Origin of the sequence: Streptomyces sp. NPDC017056 (genome assembly GCF_044332485.1) — a bacterium.
GTDB lineage: Bacteria > Actinomycetota > Actinomycetes > Streptomycetales > Streptomycetaceae > Streptomyces.
This window is the reverse complement of the sequence record NZ_JBIRPD010000024.1, coordinates 131542-150777: the sequence shown is the minus strand read 5'-3', so window position 1 is coordinate 150777 and position 19236 is coordinate 131542. Positions and strand designations below refer to the sequence as shown.

The window sequence follows — 19236 nt, the reverse complement described above, 5'->3', positions numbered from 1 at the left end:
CCGCCAGCCGCACCACATCCGCGGCACTGTGCGTACGGATGGTGCCCCGCCACCGCGGATCGGTCGCCCACCGCCGGGCCAACTCCTCGGCCGCCTTGGTATCTGCCTGTGCCATGACCATCTCCCGGTGAACAGTGCGAATGTCCGGCACCGAGTGCCGTCTCTTTTCGGAAGCGCGGCCCGCCAGAACTCCCGGTACCCGGGTGAGCAATGTTGCCGGGGGGCCGCACTGCCGACTCTGGCAGTGGCACTCGGTGCCATCAACCATGGCCCCGAGCCAAGTTCCGCCCATCTTGTGCGCGGGTTCTGCCAAGGTTGCGAAGGGTCGGAGAGAGCCGTACGACGAGCAGGCCGCCGAGAAGTCGAAAATCTTCGCCCGCCGGTGTCGAGAACCAGCGGCCGGCTACGTCCCCGCAGTGAACGCGACCACAATGGGCCGCACCACCACCGAGGAGAGCCACCATGGCCAAGTACCTGCTGCTGAAGCACTACCGCGGCGCCCCGGCTTGCGACAACGACGTACCCATGAGCCAGTGGACGCCGGAGGAGATCTCCGCCCACATGCAGTACATGCGCGACTTCGCCGACCGGCTCGAAGGGACCGGCGAGTTCGTCGACAGCCAGGCGCTCGCCCCCGAGGGCGCGTGGGTCCGCTACGACGGCGAAGGGCGCCCGCCGGTCACCGACGGGCCGTTCGCCGAGACCAAGGACCTGATCGCCGGCTGGATGGTCATCGACGTCGACAGCTACGAGCGCGCCGTCGAGCTGGCAGGCGAGCTGTCGGCCGCCCCCGGCGCGGGCGGCAAGCCGATCCACGAGTGGCTGGAGGTACGCCCCTTCTTCGCCGCGCAGCCCACCGTCACGGAGTGACTCCCGAGGTGGACGAGACCCTCCTCCGGAGCCTCACGCCGAGCGTGCTCGGCATCCTCGTCCGCCGCGGAGCAGACTTCGCGGCGGCCGAGGACGCCGTACAGGACGCGCTGGTCGAGGCGGTCCGCACCTGGCCCGGCGGCCTGCCGCGGGACCCGAAGGGCTGGCTGGTCACCGTGGCCTGGCGCCGGTACCTCGACACGGCCAGGGCGGACGCCGCCCGCCGCCGGCGGGAGGACCGCGCCGACGAGGAACCCGTGCCGGGACCCGCGCCCGCGGTGGACGACACGCTCCGGCTCTACTTCCTGTGCGCCCACCCCTCGCTGACGCCGTCGTCCGCGGTCGCCCTCACCCTGCGGGCCGTCGGCGGTCTCACCACCCGCCAGATCGCCCGGGCCTACCTGGTGCCGGAGGCCACCATGGCCCAGCGCATCAGCCGGGCCAAGCGCACCGTCTCCGAGGTGCGCTTCGACCGGCCCGGCGACGTGGCCACCGTGCTGCGCGTCCTCTACCTGGTCTTCAACGAGGGCTACTCCGGCGACGTCGACCTCGCGGCCGAGGCCATCCGGCTCACCCGGCAGCTCGCCGCCGCGTTCGACCACCCCGAGGTGGCGGGGCTGCTCGCCCTCATGCTGCTCCACCACGCGCGGCGCGCCGCCCGGACCGCGCCCGACGGCGGCCTGGTGCCGCTCGCCTGGCAGGACCGCGGCCGGTGGGACACCGGGGCGATCACCGAGGGCATCGGGCTTTTGCAGGCGGCCCTGGCCCGCGACCGGCTGGGCGAGTTCCAGGCCCAGGCCGCCATCGCGGCGCTCCACGCGGACGCGCCCACCGCCCAGGAGACCGACTGGGTGCAGATCGTCGAGTGGTACGACGAACTCGTACGCCTGACCGGCAGTCCGGTCGTCCGGCTCAACCGCGCGGTGGCCGTGGGCGAGGCCGACGGCCCGCGCGCCGGCCTGGTCGCGCTGGCGGCGCTGGACGCCTCCCTGCCCCGCCACACCGCGGTGGCGGCGTATCTCCACGAACGCGACGGCGACCTGCCGACGGCGGCACGGCTGTACGCCGAAGCCGCCCGTAAGGCGTCCAACCTGGCCGAACGCGACCACCTGACGCGCCAGTCCGCCCGGCTCAACGCCGGGCTCGACGCCGGGCTCGACGCCCGCCGGGCGCGGTGACGGGCCGGGCCGCGCGGCGGGACCCCCTGGACTTACTAGGACGTCCAACTATATCGTCGTGACCAAGGCCCGCGGTGCAGGGAAGCCGGTGCGAATCCGGCGTGGTCCCGCCACTGTGACCGGGGAGTGCGACGCCGAGCAACACGCCACTGACGAGACCGAGGTCGGGAAGGCGGGCGGCGCGCGGTGATCCGGAAGCCAGGATACCGGCCGCGGGTGTTGTTCCGTGTTGTCCACGAGGATGGAGCAGACACGCATGGCACCGGTGCGTACCCACAGCCCAGGTGATCCGGCCCGGCCCGCGGCACCGCCCGCGCGCTGACGGTTCCACGCCTTTCGCGTCCCACGGCCCCGCCACGGTCCGCGCGCCCTCCGCGCCGCCCGGGTGCCCGGCCGTGCCATCCCCGGATCCCACCTGACGAGAGCAGGCTCCCATGGTCCGCGAACTCACCCATTTCGTCGGCGGCAAGCACACCCCCGGTACCTCCGGTGCTTACGGCGACGTGTTCGACCCCAACACCGGCACCGTGCAGGCCAGGGTGCCGCTCGCCGACCGGTCCGAGACGGCCGCGGCCGTCGCCGACGCGGCGTCCGCGCAGCCCGAATGGGGCGAGTGGAACCCCCAGCGGCGCGCCCGTGTGCTGCTGAACTTCCTGCGCCTGGTCGAGGGCGAGCGGGACGCGCTGGCCCGGCTGCTGTCGAGCGAGCACGGCAAGACGGTCGCGGACGCGCACGGCGACCTCCAGCGCGGCCTGGAGGTGGTGGAGTTCGCGGCCGGCATTCCGCACCTGCTCAAGGGCGAGTTCTCCGACAACGCCGGGACCGGCATCGACGTGCACTCGCTGCGCCGCCCGCTCGGCGTGGTGGCCGGGATCACCCCGTTCAACTTCCCCGCGATGATCCCGCTGTGGAAGGCCGCACCGGCCATCGCCTGCGGCAACGCGTTCGTGCTCAAGCCGTCCGAGCGGGCGCCGTCGGTACCCCTGCGGCTGGCCGAGCTGTTCTCGGAGGCGGGGCTGCCGCCGGGCATCCTCAATGTCGTCAACGGCGGCAAGGAGTCGGTGGACACGCTGCTGGAGGACCCGCGCGTCGAAGCGCTCGGCTTCGTCGGCTCGACACCGGTCGCCGCGCACATCTACGCGACCGCCGCCGCGCACGGCAAGCGCGCCCAGTGCTTCGGCGGCGCCAAGAACCACCTGGTCGTGATGCCGGACGCCGACCTCGACCAGGTGGTGGACGCCCTGGTGGGCGCCGGGTACGGGTCGGCCGGCGAGCGGTGCATGGCGATCTCGGTCGCCGTACCGGTCGGCGAGGAGACCGCCGACGCGCTGGTGGCACGGCTCAAGGAGCGGATCGGCACGCTGCGCATCGGCCGCTCCGACGACCCGCACGCCGACTTCGGGCCGCTGGTGGGCCGGGACGCGCTGGACCGGGTCCGCGCCTACGTGGACCTCGGCGTCGCCGAGGGCGCCGAACTGGTCGTGGACGGACGGGACTTCACCCTGCCGGGACACGAGGACGGCTTCTTCGCGGGCGCCTCGCTCTTCGACCGGGTCACCACGGACATGCGGATCTACCAGGAGGAGATCTTCGGGCCCGTGCTGTCGGTGGTCAGGGCGGCCGACTACGAGGAGGCGCTGCGGCTGCCCACGGAGCACCCGTACGGCAACGGCGTGGCCATCTTCACCCGGGACGGGGACACCGCGCGGGACTTCGGCCGCCGGGTGAACACCGGCATGGTCGGCGTGAACGTGCCGATCCCGGTGCCCGTGGCGTACCACACCTTCGGCGGCTGGAAGCGGTCCGGGTTCGGCGACCTGAACCAGCACGGCCCGGACGCGATCCGCTTCTACACCCGCACCAAGACCGTCACCTCGCGCTGGCCCTCCGGGGTCAAGGAGGGCGCGAGCTTCACCATCCCGACGATGGGCTGAGCGCGATGAGCGTCATGACCACCACCACGGCCGCCTCGCTCACCTCGCTCACCGAGGACCAGCTCGCCATCGTCGAGACGACGCTGGACTTCGCCCAGGAGCACATCGCGCCGCACGCCGTGGCCTGGGACCAGGACAAGCACTTCCCCGTGGACGTGCTGCGCAAGGCCGCCGGGCTCGGGCTCGGCGGGATCTACGTACGGGAGGAGTGCGGCGGCTCCGCGCTGAGCCGCGCGGACGGCGTGCTGGTCTTCGAGGTGCTGGCCACCGCCTGCCCGTCCATCGCGGGCTACCTCTCCATCCACAACATGGTCGCCTGGATGATCGACCGGTACGGGGACGAGGCGCAGCGCGCCCGCTGGCTGCCCGGCCTGTGCTCGATGGCGGACCTGGGCAGCTACTGCCTGACCGAGCCGGGCGCCGGGTCGGACGCGGCGGCGCTGCGCACGCGCGCGGTGCGCGACGGCGAGGAGTACGTGCTCACCGGCGTGAAGCAGTTCATCTCCGGTGCCGGGGCCTCGCGGGTGTACGTGGTGATGGCCCGTACCGGCGAGGAAGGTCCCGGCGGCATCTCGGCGTTCGTCGTCGAGCGCGACGACCCGGGGCTGTCGTTCGGCGCCAACGAGAAGAAGATGGGCTGGAACGCGCAGCCCACCCGACAGGTGATCCTGGACGAGGTGCGCGTCCCCGCCGACCGGCGGCTGGGTGCGGAGGGCGACGGTTTCCGCATCGCGATGAGCGGCCTCAACGGCGGCCGGCTCGGCATCGCCGCCTGCTCCCTCGGCGGCGGGCAGAGCGCGCTGCACGCGGCGCAGGCGTACCTCGCGGACCGGGAGGCGTTCGGGGGGCGGCTGCTGGACGCGCAGGCGTTGCAGTTCCGGCTCGCCGACATGGCGACGGAGCTGGCCGCGGCCCGTGCGCTGGTGCGGCAAGCGGCCGAGGCGCTGGACCGGGCCGACCCGCAGGCACCGCAGCTGTGCGCGATGGCCAAGCGGTTCGCCACCGACACGGGCTACTCCGTCGCCGACCGTGCGCTGCAACTGCACGGCGGCTACGGCTACCTGAGTGAATACGGCATGGAGAAGATCGTCCGCGATCTTCGGGTGCACCAGATCCTGGAAGGGACGAACGAGATCATGCGCTTGATCGTGGCCCGCGGGCTGACCGGGGCGAAGACCGGCGGCGCCCGCGCCGGGGCGGGGGCCGCCCGATGACCGACGACTCCGTACTGCTGCGGACCGAGGGCCGGGCGGCGTACCTCACCCTCAACCGGCCCAAGGCCCTCAACGCCCTCGACCACGCCATGGTGCGCCGGATCGACGCGGCCCTGGCCGGGTGGGAGCACGACCCGGCGGTCGACACCGTGGTGATCACAGGGGCCGGTGAGCGCGGGCTGTGCGCGGGCGGCGACATCCGCGCCATCCACGAGGACGCCAGGACCGGCGGCACGGCCTCCGCCGCGTTCTGGCGCGACGAGTACCGGCTCAACGCCCGTATCGCGCGCTACCCCAAGCCGTACGTCGCCGTCATGGACGGCATCGTGATGGGCGGCGGCGTCGGCGTCTCGGCGCACGGCAGCGTACGGATCGTCACCGAGCGCTCCAAGGTCGCCATGCCCGAGACCGGCATCGGCTTCGTGCCGGACGTCGGCGGCACGTACCTGCTGGCGCTGGCGCCCGGGCAGCTGGGCACCCACCTGGCGCTGACCGGGGCGCCGGTGGGGGCCGGGGACGCGCTGCTGTGCGGGCTGGCCGACCACTTCGTCCCGGCGGAGCGGGTGGCGCGGCTGGTGGCCGACCTCGCCGCCGACCCGGTGCCCGAGGTGCTGCCGCGGTACGTACGGGAGGCTCCGGACGGCGAACTGGCGGCGCGCCGGGAGTGGATCGACCACTGCTACGCGGCCGGCACCGTCGAGGAGATCGTGGACCGGCTGCTCGGCACCGGCGTCCCGGAGGCCAAGGAGGCCGCCGAGACGCTCCTCGCCAAGTCCCCCACCTCGCTGAAGGTCACCCTGGCCGCGCTGCGCCGGGCCCGGGGCCTGGGGCCGCTGGAACGGGTCCTGGACCAGGAGTACCGCGTCTCGTGCGCGGCGCTGGCCGCGCCCGACCTGGTCGAGGGCATCCGCGCCCAGGTGATCGACAAGGACCGGCGGCCGCGCTGGTCCCCCGCCGCCCTCGCCGAGGTCACCGACGCGGACGTGGCCCGGTTCTTCGCACCGCTCGGCGACCGCGAGCTGGGACTCGCCGGCGGCTTCCCGCAGGAGGTGCCCTGGTGAGCACGGAGACGGCGGACGGAAACGCGGGGCCCGCCACGGTCGGGTTCGTCGGGCTCGGGAACATGGGCGGGCCGATGGCGGCCAACCTGGTCGGGGCCGGTCACCGGGTGACCGGGTTCGACCTCGTACCGGAGGCGCTGGCGGCGGCGGCCGGGGCCGGTGTGGAGCCCGCCGCTTCGGCGGTGGCCGCGGTGGCGGACGCGGACGTGGTGATCACCATGCTGCCCGCAGGACGGCACGTCCTGGCCCTCTACGAGGACCAGGGACTGCTCGCGGCGGCCCGCCCCGGCACCCTGTTCGTCGACTGCTCGACCATCGACGTCGCGGACGCCCGCGCCGCACACGAGGCCGCGGCGCGCGCCGGCCAACAGGCACTGGACGCACCGGTCTCGGGCGGCGTGGTGGGGGCCGAGGCCGGCACGCTGACGTTCATGGCGGGCGGCGGCGCCGCCGAGTTCGCGCGGGCCGAGCCGCTGCTCGCCGCGATGGGCAAGAAGGCGGTGCACTGCGGCGGCGCGGGCGCCGGGCAGGCCGCGAAGATCTGCAACAACATGATCCTCGGCATCTCGATGATCGGCGTCAGCGAGGCGTTCGTCCTCGGGGAGAGCCTGGGCCTGACCCACCAGGCCCTGTACGACGTGGCGTCCACCGCGAGCGGGCAGTGCTGGGCGCTGAGCGTCAACTGCCCGGTGCCCGGCCCGGTGCCGGGCAGCCCCGCCAACCGCGACTACCGGCCGGGCTTCGCGGCGCCCCTGATGGCCAAGGACCTGGGGCTGGCCGCCAACGCGGTCCGCTCGGGCGGCGTACAGGCGGAACTCGGCCTGCGCGCCGCCGAGTTGTTCGCGGCGTTCGCCGAGGGCGAGGGCGCGGCGGAGGACTTCTCCGGGATCGTACGGGCGATCCGGCAGCGATCCGGCACCGGCGGCCCGACCGCACAGGAAACCGAGCAGAACGGAACGACGACCGCATGACCGACACCACCCCGCGCACGGACGGCCGTACGCAGCCGTACGAGACGATCCTCGTGGAGCGCACCGGCCGTACCGCCACGCTCACCCTCAACCGCCCCAAGGCGCTCAACGCCCTCAACCTCCAGGTGATGAACGAGGTCGTGGCGGCCACCGAGGAGCTGGACCGCGATCCGGACATCGGCTGCATCATCGTCACCGGCTCGGCGAAGGCGTTCGCCGCCGGGGCCGACATCAAGGAGATGCGGCCGCAGTCGTACATGGACATGTACCTCAGCGACTGGTTCACCGCCTGGGACCGGCTGGGCGCCCTGCGCACGCCGACGGTCGCCGCGGTGGCCGGGCACGCGCTGGGCGGCGGCTGCGAGCTGGCGATGCTCTGCGACATCCTGCTCGCCGCCGACACCGCCGTCTTCGGCCAGCCGGAAATCAAGCTGGGCGTCATCCCGGGCATCGGCGGGTCCCAGCGGCTGACCCGCGCCGTCGGCAAGGCCAAGGCGATGGAACTGTGCCTGACCGGCCGCACCATGGACGCGGCGGAGGCCGAGCGGGCGGGCCTGGTCTCGCGGGTGGTGCCGGCCGCCGACCTGCTGTCCGAGGCGCACGCGGTCGCCGGGAAGGTGGCGGCGATGTCCGCGCCGGTCGCCATGATGGCCAAGGAAGCCGTCAACCGCGCCTTCGAGACCACCCTCGCCGAGGGCGTCCGCTTCGAAAGGCGCCTGTTCCACGCGGTGTTCGCCACCGCCGACCAGAAGGAGGGCATGACGGCGTTCGTGGAGAAACGGGCGGCGGAGTTCACGCACCGCTGAGGCACATCCGCGGACACGGCCCGGCCGAAACGACCTCACCCCGGGCACGCGCTGGCCAGGGTGATCCTCTTGAAGGCTCAAGAGCAGCACCGTAGTCGGCGACTGGGGCGAGGGGACGCCCCGGCCGGGCACTTCCTCGGCTCCGTGGTGCTCGCCCCCCGTCCGCCGCTGCCGGACACGGTCCAGCGCTGGGTCGTCATCGACTGGAGATCGTTCTCACCGGGACCTGACCCGAGCTCTCAACCAGCGCGGCTGAGACGCCCTGCCGGCATCGCCTCCTGCATACGACCCGACCGCCGAATGAGGCCACGAACGCCGACAGCAAGCGCCCAGAACAGGAGAGGAAGAGCAGCGACCCGTTCCATACCTCCCATGCCCAGGCCAAGGTAGTGGTGGGAGAGGAACAGCCCGAAGGCCGTGAGCGCGGTGACTCCCAGAAGGCTGGTGCCCCACCGCAGGGTGGTCGGCACGTGTTCTGCCAGGCCGAACCCCGCAACGACGAGACCGATGTTGCCCGCTGCCATGATGAAGAGGGCGCCCAAGATATGCTGGTTCTCGTTGACATCCGCCGGAGCCAGCCCGGCCAACACGAATCCCACGCCGGCGCCGGCGAGCAGCAGACGGGCCACGGCAGCGGCCCGTCCCCTGCGCCAAAGCACCTCACCGGTCAGGGCAGCACCGACAACGAACAGCACTCCCAGGGCGACGAACGAAACATTCATCAGTCCGTGCTCGGGAGAACAGATATACCGCGGCTCGGGCTCTGGCTGCAGAGCGCAGTGAGCGTTTCCTAAGTCGCTGATGTTGTTCTGCGCCCAGCTATACGGTCTGGCCCAAGCCGACTCGGCAATCCAGTGGATGACGAAGAACTGCACCACGCCCACGATCCATGCCGAGTACCCGATCCGGACTCTCACCTGTCCACCTTCCGCCACGCGAATAACGTGCGGACAGCCGATCATGCGGCGCCGGACTCAGGCAATCCGACAAGCCCCCTGGCACAGGGTGGGGCAGTCCCTACTGCGGCCGGGGGCAGGAGTCCGCGGATCGCTCACACCGGCGCTGAGCTGCACAAAGTGACCTCCGTCCGTCACCGCTGGCCCGCCCGCCACCCCGCCCCCGGCTCCCGGCCGTCGACCACCGGATACGGCACGTGCGTCCGCCGGTCCGGGTCGACGGCGAGGCGGCCGCCGGCCGGGGGGCGGGCCCGTTGGGCGCAGTCGCGGCGTTCGCACAGGCGGCAGCCGAGGCCGATGGGGGTGGCGGCGCGGGGGTCGTCCAGGGCGATGCCGGCCGCGTAGACGAGGCGGTGGGCGTGGCGGAGTTCGCAGCCCAGGGCCACGGCGAAGTCGGCGCGCGGCGCGTGGTGGCCGAAGCCACCGCGGGTCACGGTGCGGGCGGTCCAGAAGTAGCGTTTGCCGTCCGGCATCTCGGCCACCTGGGTGAGGATGCGGCCGGGGGCGGAGAAGGCGTCGTAGACCGTCCACAGGGGGCAGGTGCCGCCGAGGCGGGAGAAGTGGAAGTCGGTGGCCGACTGGCGTTTGGAGATGTTGCCGGCCCGGTCCACGCGCAGGAAGGAGAAGGGGACGCCGCGCCGCCCGGTGCGCTGGAGGGTGCTGAGCCGGTGGCAGACGGTTTCGAAGCCGACGCCGAAGCGGGCCTGGAGGAGTTCGATGTCGTAGCGCAGTTCCTCGGCGGCCGCGTGGAAGGCGGTGTACGGCATCAGGAGCGCGCCCGCGAAGTAGTCGGCGAGGCCGATGCGGGTGAGGGCGGCGGATTCGGGTGAGGAGGGCTGGGCGGTGGCGGTGAGGGTGTCGAGGAGGCTGCCCTGTTCCAGTAAGGCCAGTTGAGTGGCCAGTTGGAAGGCGCGGCGGCCCTCGGTGAGCCAGGGGGAGAGGAACAGCAGGCCCGCCTGCGGGTCGAAGCGGCGGACGTCGGGCGCGTGGTCCGGGGCGGCCTCGACGACCCGTACCCCGTGGTGGTCCGCCAGGCGGGCGGCGAGTACGTCGGCCGAGCGGCCGGGGCGCAGGCCCAGTCCGGCGGCGGTGTGTTCGGCGGCGGCGTCCAGCGGGGCGACGTGGTTGTGGTGGGCGTAGAAGAAGTCCCGCACCTCGTCGTGCGGCTCGGCGGGCGGCAGGGCCGCGCTGTCGCCGGGGCCCGCGAGGGCGGCGGCCTGTTCGGTGGCGTAGCGGTAGCGGCGGTGCAGGGCGACCAGGGCGCGGGCCACCTCGGGGTGGTCGCGGGCGACCTCGGCGATCTCCTCGGCGGGCGGCGGGGTGCCGCACGCCTCGTCGCCGAGGGCGGTGCGCAGGTCGGTGGTGAGGCGTTCCTCCTCGGCCTCCGAGAAGTACTCGGCGTCGACGCCCAGGACGTGGGCGATGCGCAGCAGGACGGGGGCGGTCAGCGGGCGCTGGCTCTGTTCGATCTGGTTCAGGTAGCTGGTGGAGATGCCCAGTTCGCGGGCGAGCTGCACTTGGTTGAGGCCGTGTTCGCGGCGGAGCCTGCGCAGCTTGGCGTGCGCGTAGATCTTGCGGACGGGCGGTCGTGTCATACCGCTGCCCCCTTCGTCGCGTGCGCCGTCGTTCCGTCGCCCCGTGCGAACGTAGCATCCGCAGGATTCGCAGATTTCGCCGTTCCGCAGCCCGGCGCGGGAGGAAATCCGCAGGGTGGCGCGGTCGCGGCGGGGCCCGCCGCGGGGCAGGCTCGGACGCGTAGGACGCCGCACCGCGCATCTTCGAGGAGCCCCGTGATCGACCATCAGGTACGTGTCCACCCGAGTGCCGCCCGGCTGCCGCGCGAGGAGCAGCTCGCCTGGAAGCTGGCGGCCGTCGCCACCGGCACCCAGGACGCACCGGACCTCGACCCGGACGCGGCGGCGATGGCGGCCGACCGGGTCGTCGACAACGCCGGGGTGGCCGTGGCCGCGCTGCGCCGCCGCCCGGTGGCCGTCGCCCGCGCCCAGGCCGGGCCGCATCCGGGCGCGCCGGGCGCCTCGGTCTTCGGTGCCGGCGGGCTGCGGGTCTCGCCCGAGTGGGCGGCGTGGGCCAACGGCACCGCCGTACGGGAACTGGATTTCCACGACACGTTCCTGGCCGCCGACTACGCCCACCCCGGCGACAGCATCCCGCCGCTGCTGGCCGTGGCGCAGCACACCGGCCGGGGCGGCGCCGACGTGCTGCGCGGCATCGTCGCCGCGTACGAGGTGCACGTGGCGCTCGTGCGGGGCATCTGCCTGCACCGGCACCGTATCGATCACGTCGCCCACCTGGGCGCGGCGCAGGCGTGCGGCCTCGGCGCGCTGCTGCGGCTGCCGACGGAGGTCGTCTACCAGGCCGTTCAGCAGGCCGTGCACACGACGACCGCGACGCGGCAGTCCCGTAAGGGCGAGATTTCCAGTTGGAAGGCGTTCGCGCCGGCCTTCGCCGGGAAGGCCGCGATCGAGGCGGTGGACCGGGCGATGCGCGGGGAGGGTTCGCCGTCCCCCGTCTACGAGGGCGAGGACGGGTTCCTGGCGTGGCTGCTGGACGGTCCGGAGGCCACGTACACCGTCTCGCTGCCGGAGCCCGGCGAGGCGCGGCGCGCGATTCTCGACACGTACACCAAGGAGCACTCCGCCGAGTACCAGGCGCAGGCCGTCATCGACCTGGCGCGGCGGCTGCGGGAGCGGACCGGGCCGCTGGAGAAGGTGCGCTCGGTCGTGCTGCACACCAGCCACCACACGCATCAGGTGATCGGTTCCGGGTCCGGCGATCCGCAGAAGTACGATCCGCGCGCGAGCCGCGAGACGCTGGACCACTCGGTGCCGTACGTCTTCGCGGTGGCGCTGGAGGACGGCGGCTGGCACCACGAACGCTCGTACGCGCCCGAGCGTGCCGCGCGTCCGGAGACCGTGGAGCTGTGGCGGAAGATCAGCACCGTCGAGGACCCGGAGTGGACGCGGCGCTACCACGAGCCCGACCCGGCGCGGCGCGCGTTCGGCGGCCGGGCCGTGGTGACGCTGGCGGACGGCACGGTGATCGAGGACGAGTTGGCGGTGGCCGACGCGCACCCCGCGGGGGCGCGGCCCTTCGGCCGGGACGCCTACGCGGCCAAGTTCCGCACGCTGGCCGAGGGTGTGGTGACGGGCGAGGCACAGGACCGGTTCCTGGCGGCGGCCCACGGGCTGCCCGGACTGGACGGGCCCGGCCTGGACGCGCTCTTCCCCGCCGTGGACGCCGGCGCACTCGCCGCGTACGACGCCTCGCTCCCGAAGGGCTTGTTCTGATGCTGCACACCCGCACCACCGCGTCCGAGCGCCGCCGCGACCTGCGCGAAAAGCTCGCCTCCGGGCGGCTGCTGCGCGTCCCCGGCGCGATCAACCCACTCTCCGCGAAGCTCGTCGAGGAGACCGGCTTCGACGCCTGCTACCTGTCCGGTGCGGTGCTCGCCGCCGACCTGGGGCTGCCCGACATCGGGCTGACCACGTCCACCGAACTCGCCGCGCGGGCGCAGCAGTTCACGCGGGTCACCGGTCTCCCCGTCCTGATCGACGCGGACACCGGCTTCGGCGAGCCGATGAACGCGGCACGTACCGTCCAGCTGATGGAGGACGCCGGGCTCGCCGGGCTGCACCTGGAGGACCAGGTCAATCCCAAGCGGTGCGGGCACCTGGACGGCAAGTCGGTGGTGGAGCGCGAGGAGATGGTGCGCCGGGTGCGGGCCGCCGCCGACGCGCGCCGCGACCCGGACTTCCTGCTGATGGCCCGCACGGACGCGCGCGCCGTGGAGGGCCTGGACGCGGCGATCGACCGGGCGCGCGCGTACGTGGAAGCGGGCGCCGACGCGGTCTTCCCGGAGGCGCTGCGCGACGAGGCGGAGTTCGCCGCGTTCCGGGCGGCCGTGGACGTGCCGCTGCTGGCCAACATGACCGAGTTCGGCAAGAGCCCGCTGCTGGGCGCCGCCACCCTCGAACGGCTCGGCTACAACATCGCCCTCTACCCCGTCACCCTGCTGCGCCTGGCGATGGGCGCCGTCGAGGACGGCCTGCGCACCCTCGCCGCCGAAGGCTCCCAGGAGTCCCTGCTGCCCCGCATGCAGACCCGCTCCCGCCTGTACGAACTCCTCGGCTACGAGCAGTACGCGGCCTTCGACTCGGCCGTCCACGACTTCACGCTCCCGCCCGGCGACTGACCCGCACCGGAGGCTCCCATGACCACCACCCCGCCGGAGATCCACCGCGGCCTGGCCGGTGTCGTCGTCGACACCACCGAGATCTCCACCGTCATCCCGGAGACCAACTCCCTGACCTACCGCGGCTACCCGGTCCAGGACCTGGCCGCCCGCCGCTCCTTCGAAGAGGTCGCGTACCTGCTCTGGTACGGCGACCTGCCCGACGCCACGGAACTGCACGCGTTCCAGGCCGGCGAACGGGCCCTGCGGCCGCTCGACCGCACCACCGGCGACCTGCTCGCGCGGCTGCCGGAGAGCTGCCACCCGATGGACGTGCTGCGCACCGCCGTCAGCCTCTTCGGCGCCGAGGACCCGACCGAGGACGACGGCAGCACGGCCGCCCACCGCGCCAAGTCCCTCGCCCTGCTGGCGAGGCTGCCGGTGGTGGTCGCCGCGGACCACCGCAGGCGGCGCGGTCTCGCGCCGGTGCCCCCCGACCCCGGGCTGGGCTTCGCGGAGAACTTCTTCCACATGTGCTTCGGGCGGGTCCCGGAACCCGAAGTGGTCCGCTGCTTCGAGATCTCCCTCATCCTGTACGCGGAACACAGCTTCAACGCCTCGACGTTCACCGCGCGCGTCGTCACCTCCACCCTCTCCGACCTCTACAGCGCGGTGACCGCCGCCATCGGCGCGCTCAAGGGGCCGCTGCACGGTGGCGCCAACGAGGCGGTGATGCGCATGCTGGCGGAGATCGGCGACCCGGGGCGCGCCGACGCGTGGCTGGCGGCGGCCCTGGCGGACCGGCGCAAGATCATGGGGTTCGGGCACCGCGTCTACCGGCACGGCGACTCCCGCGTCCCGGTGATGCAGGAGGCCACCGACCGGCTCGTGGCCCTGCGCGGCGACCCGGAAGCGGCCCGGCTGGCCGCGGCGCACACGGCACTGCGCGAGGCGGTGCTGCGGCGCAAGGGCATCCACCCGAACCTGGACTACCCGGCGGGCCTCGCCTACCACCTGATGGGCTTCGACGTGCCCGCCTTCACGCCGGTCTTCGTCATGAGCCGGATCACCGGCTGGACCGCCCACATCACCGAACAGCTCGCCCACAACGCGCTGATCCGGCCGCTGGGCGCGTACAACGGGCCGGGGCAGCGGGCCGTCCCTGAGCCCGCCTGACGGCCCGTTCAGCCCGTGCGGAACAGCTCCTTGGCGACGATCGACCGCTGGACCTCCGTCGCGCCCTCGTAGATGCGGGGCGCGCGGACCTCGCGGTAGAGGTGTTCCAGGAGGTGGCCGCGGCGCAGGGCGCGGGCGCCGTGGACCTGGACGGCCGTGTCCACGGCGTACTGGGCGGTCTCGGTGGCCAGCAGCTTGGCCATCGCGGCGCGCTTGGCGATGTCGGCGGCGCCGCTGTCGTACGCGGTGGCCGCCGCGTAGACCAGCAGCCGCGCCGACTCCACCCGGGTGGCGACCTCGGCGAGCTGGTGGGCGACGGACTGGAGGTCCTTCAACGGGCCGCCGAACGCGGTACGCGTGGCGGCGTGCGCGAGGGCGGCGTCCAGCGCGGCCTGGGCCATGCCGACCGCGAAGGCGCCGACGCTGGGCCGGAAGAGGTTCAGGGTGCGCATCGCGACGCCGAAGCCGCGATCCACCTCCCCCAGGACGTCGTCGCGGGTCACCGGCACGCCGTCGAAGACGAGGGTGCCGATCGGGTGCGGGCTGAGCATGTCCAGCGGTTCGCCGGACAGCCCCGGCCGGCCGGCGGGGACGAGGAAGGCGGTGATGCCCCGGGCCCCGGCGCCGCCGGTGCGGGCGAAGACGGTGGCGAAGTCGGCCTCGGGCGCGTTGGAGATCCAGCACTTCTCGCCGGTGAGCCGCCAGCGGCCGGCGTCCGGGCCGCCGTCCGGTTCGGCGGCCAGGGCGAGCGCCGCCGCGTCGGAGCCCGCGTCCGGCTCGCTGAGCGCGAAGGCCGCCACCGCGCGGCCCGCGACCACTTCCGGCAGCCAGCGTTCGCGCTGTGCGGCCGTGCCGGACTGGACGACCGGGTACGTGCCCAAACCCTGGAGCGCGAGCGCGGTCTCCGCCTCGGTCGACTCCTGGGCCAGCGATTCGCGCAGCAGGCACAGGTCGAGGGCGCGCACGGGCCCGTCGTCGGGGAACACCCGCCGCAGCAGGCCGAGTTCGCCGAGGGCCGCCACGAGGGGGCGGTTGACCCGGCCGGCCGCGCCGCGTTCCGCCAGCGGGCGCAGCCGTTCGGCGGTCAGCGCGCGCAGTTCGGCGCACCACTTGCGGTCCTCGGGTCCCAGCGCGAATGCGGTCACGGGGCGGCTCCCTCGTCTCGGGCCCGGTGCGGCCGGGCGGTTCGCTCGGGTCGGTGCGGTGCGGCGCCGCCGGTGCCTTCCGGTACGGCCCGCGCCGCCGGACCGTATCGCGCTCTGTTGACTGCCGTCACCAACACGTTACGCTGACGACGGGTCGGCGCGGCAGTACCCGGACGGTTTCCACGGCACTCCCCCACCGGGTTCCGCGCAGGTCCGAGCAGGTTCCGAGCGTCCCCGCCGTCGTCCGCAAGGGGGCAGACCGGCATGGCAGCACGGCCTTCGGCACACATCGACACCTTCGCCCGCGACCATCTGCCGCCCGCCGCGCAGTGGCCGCACCTCACCGACCTCGGCTACCCGGCCCGGCTCAACTGCGGCGCCGAACTCCTCGACGCCACCATCGAACGGCTGGGCGCCGACCGCCCCGCGTTCCGGGACGCGGCCGGCACCGAGTGGACGTACGGCGGACTGCGGGAGCGGGTGGACCGCATCGCGCACGTGCTCACCGGCGACCTCGGGGTACTGCCCGGCCACCGGGTGCTGCTGCGCGGCCCCACCACTCCCCTGCTGGCCGCCTGCTGGCTGGCGGTGATGAAGGCGGGCGCGGTGGCGGTGACCGTGCTGGCCACCCAGCGCCCGCACGAGCTGGCCACGGTCTGCGGCCTGGCCCGGGTGGAACACGCGCTGTGCGACGTCCGCGCGCTGGACGACCTGGCCGCGGCCGGCGTGCCGGGGCTGCGGATCACCCCGTACGGCGGCGCAGGGCCCGACGACCTCCTGCGCCTGGCCGGGCGCAGGACCGGCGCGTACGAGGCGGTGGCGACCGCGTCCGACGACGTCGCGCTGATCGCCTTCACCTCGGGCACCACCGGCCGGCCCAAGGGCTGCATGCACTTCCACCGCGACGTGCTGGCCATCGCCGACACCTTCTCCGCACACGTGTTGCGCCCCACGCCTGACGACGTCTTCGCCGGCAGCCCGCCGCTCGGCTTCACCTTCGGCCTCGGCGGGCTGGTGGTCTTCCCACTGCGGGCCGGCGCCTCGGCGTACCTCGCCGACTGGGGCGGGCCCGACCGGCTGCTGCGCGACATCGGGCAGCACCGCGTCTCCGTGCTGTTCACCGCGCCGACCGCCTACCGGGCGATGCTGCCGAAGCTGGCCGGGCACGACGTCTCCTCGCTGCGCCGCTGCGTCTCGGCGGGCGAGAACCTGCCCGCCGCCACCTGGCACGCCTGGGAGAAGGCGACCGGGCTGCGCATCGTCAACGGCATCGGCGCGACCGAGCTGCTGCACATCTTCATCTCGGCCGCCGACGACGCGGCACGGCCCGGCACGACGGGGGTGCCGGTGCCGGGCTTCGAGGCGCGGGTCGTCGGCGCCGACGGCCGGCCGGTGCCGGACGGGACGCCGGGGCTGCTCGCGGTGCGCGGCCCGACGGGCTGCCGCTACCTGGCGGACGAACGGCAGCGGGAGTACGTGCGCGACGGCTGGAACCTGACCGGCGACACCTACGTCCGGGACGCGGACGGCTACTTCAGCTACGTGGCACGGGCCGACGACATGATCGTCTCGGCCGGTTACAACATAGCGGGCCCCGAGGTCGAGGACGCGCTGCTGCGCCACCCCGACGTCGCCGAGGCGGCGGTCGTCGGCCGGGCCGACGCGGAGCGCGGCCAGGTCGTGGTGGCCCACCTCGTGCTGCGGTCCGGCGTGCCGCGCGGCGCGGAAACGGTGGCGGAGCTGCGCGCGTTCACCAAGGCGGCCATAGCGCCGTACAAGTGCCCGCGCGAGATCCTCTTCCACGACGCGCTGCCCAGGACGCCGACGGGCAAGCTCCAGCGCTTCCGGCTGCGCGGCAACGGGCCGGCCGTCCCGGGCCGCACGTCGTGACCGGCGGTCGCGGTGCGGGACACCGCCGTACCGCGCCGTGGCGGCTGCGGATACGATCGCGCGCAAAGCGGCCACGGCCCGGCAGCCGTCCGCGCGCGCCCCTCACGGCCGCGGACCGGAGCACGACAAGGCGGGAAACGACCACGTGAGCGACCAGTACGCGCAGCGCACGCCGCGGTCCCTGATCGTCACCTTCTACGGAGCGTACGGGCGCGGCCCGAAGGGCGGTCCCGGCGACCCGCCGGGACCGGTGCCGGTCGCCGCGCTGATCAGGCTGCTCGGCGCGCTCGGCGTCGACCCGCCGTCGGTGCGCTCGGCCGTCTCCCGGCTCAAGCGCCGCGGACTGCTGGTCGCCGCCCGTACGGAGTCCGGGGCCGCCGCGTACGGGCTCTCCGAGGCCGCGCACCAGCTCCTGGACGACGGCGACCGGCGGATCTACGGCAAACCGTCCCCCCGCCCTTCGGACGGCTGGGTCCTCGCCGTCTTCTCGGTGCCCGAGCAGGAGCGCCACAAGCGGCACCTGCTGCGCTCCCGGCTGGCCAGGCTGGGCTTCGGCACGGCGGCCCCCGGCGTGTGGATCGCCCCCGCGCACCTGTACGACGAGACGCGGCACACGCTGGACCGGCTCCAACTGTCCGGCTACGTCGACCTGTTCACCGGCGTCCACGCGGGCTTCGAGCCGACCGCCGACGCGGTGGCGCGGTGGTGGGACCTGCGCTCCCTGGCCGCGCGCCACCACGCGTTCCTCGCCGACCACGAGCCGGTGCTGCGCCACTGGTCGAGCCGGCGCACCGTGCCCGCCGAAGCGGCGTACCGCGACTACCTGCTGGCGCTGGACGCCTGGCGCCGCCTGCCCTACGCGGACCCCGGCCTGCCCTCTCCCCTCCTGCCCGAGGGCTGGCCGGGCGGCCACGCGGCGGACGTCTTCGGCCGGCTGCACGACAAACTGCGGGCGGCGGGCGCCCGGTTCGTGCGCACGGCGGTGGACGGGCCCGGCCGGGTGCCGGCCACCGCCTGAGGCCCGCGGTCAGCGCTTCCTGTGGTGTGCCGCCGCGGCGGCCATCGACCGCGGCCGGGCGGCGGCGACGGTGGAGACCACCTCCTTGAACGAACCGCACATCCGGGTGCCCGCCACCGCCGCCAGCTCCCCGAAGCTGCCCACCCCGTAGGTGACCGCGATCGGCTCCATGCGGGCCGTGACCGCCATCCGCATGTCGCCGACCGTGTCCCCCACGTAGGCGCTCTCCCAGGGCGCCACGCCCAGTTCGGCGGCGGCCCGCAGCACCAGCTCCGGGTGTGGCTTGCCGCGCCTGACCATGTCCTGGCAGACGACGGGGCCCAACAGGTCGCGGATGCCCAGCGCGTCGAGCAGCGCCTCGGCGCTGCGGGTGCCCTTCGAGGTGGCCACGGCCAGTTCGATGCCGTGGGCGCGCAGCGCGGACAGCCCGGCGGCCACGCCCGGGAAGAGCAGCCGCGGCCCCTCGCGCAGCACCTCGTACGCGAACAGCTCGCGGTAGCGGCCGATGGCGGCCGCCACGGCCTGGTGGTCCTCCGGCAGGCCGAGCAGTTTGCCGAAGGCCGGCCCTGGGGGCTTGCCGATGGCGGTGGCGGCCTGCCGGGGCGTGACCGAACGGCCCTGTTCGGCCACGACCTTGACCAGCAGGGCGCTGATGGGCGGCAGGGTGTTGGCGAGGGTTCCGTCGAGGTCGAAGACGGCGGCTCGGACGGTCTCGCCGGCCGCGGCCCGCGCGGCGCTCCCGGGACGGGGCACGGCTCCCGCTGAATCACGCATTGCTCGACACCTTCCGATTTCCTGTGGGCCTGGGGGTCTGGGGGTCCGATC

Annotated in this window: 16 protein-coding genes and 1 riboswitch; of the genes, 12 read left to right on the top strand and 4 right to left on the bottom strand. The window is 73.9% G+C overall.

The window, feature by feature from the left end:
* Positions 1-462 precede the first annotated feature (462 nt).
* From ACH4OW_RS33510 to ACH4OW_RS33480, 7 genes are all read left to right on the top strand, one after another.
* Positions 463-870, top strand: a complete 408-nt coding sequence (locus ACH4OW_RS33510; RefSeq protein ID WP_398031694.1) for a YciI family protein — start codon at positions 463-465, stop codon at positions 868-870.
* A gap of 8 nt (positions 871-878) precedes the next feature.
* Positions 879-2048, top strand: a complete 1170-nt coding sequence (locus ACH4OW_RS33505) for an RNA polymerase sigma factor (RefSeq protein WP_398031698.1) — start codon at positions 879-881, stop codon at positions 2046-2048.
* Between the two features lie 48 nt (positions 2049-2096).
* A riboswitch (cobalamin riboswitch) is annotated at positions 2097-2278 on the top strand.
* A 204-nt stretch (positions 2279-2482) separates the two neighbouring features.
* Complete coding sequence (locus ACH4OW_RS33500) at positions 2483-3982, top strand: CoA-acylating methylmalonate-semialdehyde dehydrogenase (protein WP_398031692.1); 1500 nt, start codon at positions 2483-2485, stop codon at positions 3980-3982.
* Between the two features lie 5 nt (positions 3983-3987).
* On the top strand, positions 3988-5196 hold the full coding sequence (locus ACH4OW_RS33495; protein ID WP_398031690.1) for an acyl-CoA dehydrogenase family protein: 1209 nt from the start codon (positions 3988-3990) through the stop codon (positions 5194-5196).
* Positions 5193-6257, top strand: a complete 1065-nt coding sequence (locus ACH4OW_RS33490; protein ID WP_398031688.1) for an enoyl-CoA hydratase/isomerase family protein — start codon at positions 5193-5195, stop codon at positions 6255-6257. Before ACH4OW_RS33495 ends, ACH4OW_RS33490 begins: the two co-directional genes overlap by 4 nt.
* Positions 6254-7228 (top strand): 3-hydroxyisobutyrate dehydrogenase, encoded by a 975-nt coding sequence (gene mmsB / locus ACH4OW_RS33485; RefSeq protein ID WP_398031686.1) that lies wholly within the window; start codon positions 6254-6256, stop codon positions 7226-7228. Before ACH4OW_RS33490 ends, mmsB begins: the two co-directional genes overlap by 4 nt.
* Positions 7225-8034, top strand: coding sequence for an enoyl-CoA hydratase (locus tag ACH4OW_RS33480; RefSeq protein ID WP_398031685.1), 810 nt, complete (start codon positions 7225-7227; stop codon positions 8032-8034). The genes mmsB and ACH4OW_RS33480 overlap by 4 nt, the downstream gene beginning before the upstream one ends.
* Positions 8035-8273: 239 nt before the next feature.
* On the opposite strand, the gene ACH4OW_RS33475 is transcribed toward ACH4OW_RS33480, so the two are convergent.
* Positions 8274-8912, bottom strand: coding sequence for a DUF998 domain-containing protein (locus ACH4OW_RS33475; RefSeq protein WP_398031683.1), 639 nt, complete (start codon positions 8910-8912; stop codon positions 8274-8276).
* A 212-nt stretch (positions 8913-9124) separates the two neighbouring features.
* Complete coding sequence (locus ACH4OW_RS33470; RefSeq protein ID WP_398031681.1) at positions 9125-10585, bottom strand: short-chain fatty acyl-CoA regulator family protein; 1461 nt, start codon at positions 10583-10585, stop codon at positions 9125-9127.
* 195 nt (positions 10586-10780) lie between these two features.
* Here ACH4OW_RS33470 and ACH4OW_RS33465 point away from each other — a divergent pair, with 195 nt between their 5' ends.
* The 3 genes from ACH4OW_RS33465 to ACH4OW_RS33455 are packed head-to-tail and all read left to right on the top strand — an operon-like array spanning position 10781 to position 14358.
* Positions 10781-12298 carry an MmgE/PrpD family protein gene (locus tag ACH4OW_RS33465; RefSeq protein ID WP_398031679.1) on the top strand — a complete coding sequence of 506 codons (1518 nt, stop codon included), beginning with the start codon at positions 10781-10783 and terminating at the stop codon, positions 12296-12298.
* Positions 12298-13203, top strand: a complete 906-nt coding sequence (gene prpB, locus ACH4OW_RS33460; RefSeq protein WP_398031678.1) for a methylisocitrate lyase — start codon at positions 12298-12300, stop codon at positions 13201-13203. Before ACH4OW_RS33465 ends, prpB begins: the two co-directional genes overlap by 1 nt.
* An 18-nt stretch (positions 13204-13221) precedes the next feature.
* A complete protein-coding gene (locus ACH4OW_RS33455) occupies positions 13222-14358 on the top strand; it encodes a bifunctional 2-methylcitrate synthase/citrate synthase (RefSeq protein WP_398031677.1) in 1137 nt (378 codons plus the stop codon).
* 8 nt (positions 14359-14366) lie between these two features.
* Here the strand turns inward: ACH4OW_RS33455 and ACH4OW_RS33450 are convergent, their stop codons facing one another.
* Complete coding sequence (locus ACH4OW_RS33450; RefSeq protein ID WP_398031675.1) at positions 14367-15503, bottom strand: acyl-CoA dehydrogenase family protein; 1137 nt, start codon at positions 15501-15503, stop codon at positions 14367-14369.
* 264 nt (positions 15504-15767) lie between these two features.
* Between ACH4OW_RS33450 and ACH4OW_RS33445 the strand changes: the two genes are divergently transcribed.
* Both ACH4OW_RS33445 and ACH4OW_RS33440 read left to right on the top strand, forming a co-directional pair.
* Positions 15768-17393, top strand: a complete 1626-nt coding sequence (locus ACH4OW_RS33445) for an AMP-binding protein (RefSeq protein WP_398031673.1) — start codon at positions 15768-15770, stop codon at positions 17391-17393.
* Positions 17394-17538: 145 nt separating this feature from the next.
* Positions 17539-18411: a PaaX family transcriptional regulator C-terminal domain-containing protein gene (locus ACH4OW_RS33440; protein WP_398031671.1), complete on the top strand. Its 873-nt coding sequence runs from the start codon at positions 17539-17541 to the stop codon at positions 18409-18411.
* Positions 18412-18420: 9 nt separating this feature from the next.
* Here ACH4OW_RS33440 and ACH4OW_RS33435 read toward each other — a convergent pair whose 3' ends face one another.
* Entirely contained in the window at positions 18421-19185 is a 765-nt protein-coding gene (locus tag ACH4OW_RS33435; protein ID WP_360134873.1) for an HAD family hydrolase, read from the bottom strand.
* Positions 19186-19236 lie beyond the last annotated feature (51 nt).